Annotated in this window: 4 protein-coding genes; 2 read left to right on the forward strand and 2 right to left on the reverse strand. The window is 38.2% G+C overall.

Translation table 11 applies throughout. The features are described 5' to 3' along the window. The first annotated feature begins 490 nt into the window (after positions 1-490). A complete protein-coding gene (locus H4J63_RS19580) occupies positions 491-1036 on the forward strand; it encodes a gamma carbonic anhydrase family protein (RefSeq protein WP_182198081.1) in 546 nt (181 codons plus the stop codon). Here H4J63_RS19580 and H4J63_RS19585 read toward each other — a convergent pair. Continuing rightward, entirely contained in the window at positions 1028-1282 is a 255-nt protein-coding gene (locus H4J63_RS19585; protein ID WP_004335144.1) for a DUF1488 family protein, read from the reverse strand. The genes H4J63_RS19580 and H4J63_RS19585 overlap by 9 nt on opposite strands. Further along, positions 1279-2103 (reverse strand): shikimate dehydrogenase, encoded by an 825-nt coding sequence (gene aroE / locus H4J63_RS19590; RefSeq protein WP_182198082.1) that lies wholly within the window; start codon positions 2101-2103, stop codon positions 1279-1281. The genes H4J63_RS19585 and aroE overlap by 4 nt, the downstream gene beginning before the upstream one ends. Before the next feature lie 52 nt (positions 2104-2155). Here aroE and H4J63_RS19595 point away from each other — a divergent pair, with 52 nt between their 5' ends. Continuing rightward, positions 2156-2593 carry a group II truncated hemoglobin gene (locus H4J63_RS19595; protein ID WP_004335148.1) on the forward strand — a complete coding sequence of 146 codons (438 nt, stop codon included), beginning with the start codon at positions 2156-2158 and terminating at the stop codon, positions 2591-2593. Positions 2594-2742 lie beyond the last annotated feature (149 nt).

Below are 2742 nucleotides of genomic sequence, written 5' to 3' on the forward strand. Positions count from 1 at the left end.
AGTTTTCAATTGAGACTCTAATTTGTTTGCCTCGCTACCTAAGTAGGTTGGCTGTTAGAACTCAATCTGTACGAGTGCCCACACAGATGATTGCTTTATATTGTTAAAGAACGTTTTGAGTCGCTTTGGCGTCTCAAGGGATGCGAATAATACACCCTTTATTTTTTGAGTCAACACTTAGTTTTAAACTTTCTTTTTAGAAGATTTAAAACCGAAGTTTTATTTAACTCTCTGAGTAGTTCGTGCCTCGCTATGCGTTGTCCGCTGCGCGTCGCCATATCCCGTCTCAGTGGGGTCGCATTATAGGGAGAACAGATTTTTACGCAAGTACTTTTTTAAAGAAAAAGTAAAAAAAGATGCTTTTCGCTCAGTATCTGAACTAAACCCCCTGAAACTGATAGTTTTGTAACCAAACGGTGCCTTTTATGGTACAAAAATAACCTTGCTGATACACTCAAAGCTAATAACTATTATCTAAAAGGTACTAAATATGGCAATCCGTTCTTATAAAGGTGTAACTCCTTCGTTTAATTCGTCTGTTTATATTGATGAGTCATCAGTTTTGGTTGGTGATATTACTTTAGGTGATAATAGTAGTGTTTGGCCTTTAGTAGCTGCCCGAGGCGATGTTAACTATATACGTATTGGTAAACGCTCCAATATACAAGATGGCAGTGTATTGCATTTATCTCGTGCAACTAAAAGCAACCCAGATGGTTATCCACTTATTATAGGTGACGATGTAACTGTAGGTCATAAGGTAATGCTGCACGGATGTATATTAGGAAACCGTATACTTGTAGGTATGGGCGCTATTATTATGGATAACGTGGTTGTTGAAGATGATGTAATTATAGGTGGGGGATCTTTGGTACCACCAAACAAACGCTTAGAGTCTGGTTACTTATATGTAGGGAGTCCGGTTAAGCAAGCCCGCCCTCTAACGGAGCAAGAACTTGCCTTTTTAAAAATATCTGCCAATAACTACGTATCACTTAAAGATGAGTATTTAGCTGAAATAGCTAATTTAAGTTAATAAGCTTACTTCAATTTGGCCTGCCGAGTTATAGCTCTCTTCTTCGATAAGCTCCTCGGCACGTTCTTCGTAATCAAAACGATACTTTTCAAAATACTCTGTTGCATGGCTTTCGTCTGTTAATTTAAGTGTATTTACTTCTATTACACACTCCACCAGCATGCCACTAACTTGTGCAAAAAATACTAACTGATGATCGGGCTCTCTAAACTCTAGCCTATCTATAAATTGTATTGCCTGATTCATTTAAGCGTTCCTTGTTTGAGCGCATCAACGACGGGAAGTATTTTTGGCATTTTATTACGCCATACATAATATGCTTGAGCAGCTTGGCCAACTAACATGCCACTGCCATCTAAAAGCTTAGCGTTAATATTATGCTGTGCAACCCAATTCATAAAAATGGTATTTTGCAGTGAATAAAACATGTCATAAGCGACTTCACAGTTAGTTATGTGTTTTTTATCAAGTGCTGGAAGTTCGTTATTCATACTGCTAGAGGTAGAGTTTATTATTAGTGAGTAATCGCTTACTGGTAAATCATCAAAACCAAAGCCAGATACTGGTCCATATTGAGTAAACAGCTCTGCGAGTTCTTTGGCTTTTTGTGCTGTGCGATTAACTATTATTATTTCCTGAGGGTTATGCTCTAACAAAGGTAAAATAACCCCTCGAGCAGCACCGCCCGCACCTATGATTAAAATACGTTTATTAGTTATGGCTACTTTATTAGCGAGTAAATCATTTACAAAGCCCACACCATCGGTGTTATCACCGAGTAATGTGCCATCATCTCGTTTTTTTAATGTATTAACAGCCCCTACAATTTTAGCTAATGGCGTAAGCTCATCAGCCATTGCATAGGCTTGCTCTTTAAATGGCATCGTAACGTTAGCACCAACACCACCTTGCCCAAAAAAAGACAATACTGTTTTTTCAAAGTTATCGATAGGTGCTAATATTGCGCGATAGTCGATTTGCTCACCCAGTGATACAGCAAATTGTTTATGTATCGCGGGGGATTTTGAATGTTTAATTGGATTTCCAAAAACCGCATATTTGTCCATTTTAAAGCAACCTCTTTGCAGCATAAACTGCCTATTAACGATGATAAATTGTATGATTAAACGACTTTTCTCTAAATCTAAGCCAGCTCCCGAGCAACAGGCTCCTACTCCTGAAAAAACACCGTATGAAATAATAGGTGGAGAGAAAGGGGCGCGTGCTATCTCCAATCGATTCTACGACATAATGGAGTCAGATGAATACGCTAAACCGTTATATGATATGCATCCTCTGCCATTAGATCGAATTCGCCAAGTATTTTTTGAATTTTTATCTGGTTGGTTAGGCGGGCCGAACCTATTTACTGAAAAACATGGCCAGCCAATGCTACGTAAAAGACATATGCCTTTTACTGTAGATAAAGCATTGCGTGATCAATGGATGTACTGCATGAATAAAACGCTGGATATAGAAATAGACAACCCGTTGTTACGTGAAGGCTTAAAGCAATCATTCTCTCAACTAGCAACGCACATGATCAATCAACATTAAATTTGTATTTAGCCACAATGCAAAAAGGCGCTGATTAGCTGTCTCTTATACACAAATCCCTGCTAAGAAATTAGCGGGGATTTTTTTGAACTAAATCTCAATGTCATGATCAGATCTTCAAATCTTGTTTGAGGGCACATTATGATTAA

Source organism: Pseudoalteromonas sp. 5Ae-yellow (genome assembly GCF_014077565.1).
Lineage (GTDB): Bacteria > Pseudomonadota > Gammaproteobacteria > Enterobacterales > Alteromonadaceae > Pseudoalteromonas.

Coding starts and splice junctions, on each gene's coding strand:
- aroE (WP_182198082.1), bottom strand. CDS start 2,103: ATGGACAAATATGCGGTTTTTGGAAATCCAATTAAACATTCAAAATCC.
- H4J63_RS19595 (WP_004335148.1), top strand. CDS start 2,156: ATGATTAAACGACTTTTCTCTAAATCTAAGCCAGCTCCCGAGCAACAG.
- H4J63_RS19585 (WP_004335144.1), bottom strand. CDS start 1,282: ATGAATCAGGCAATACAATTTATAGATAGGCTAGAGTTTAGAGAGCCC.
- H4J63_RS19580 (WP_182198081.1), top strand. CDS start 491: ATGGCAATCCGTTCTTATAAAGGTGTAACTCCTTCGTTTAATTCGTCT.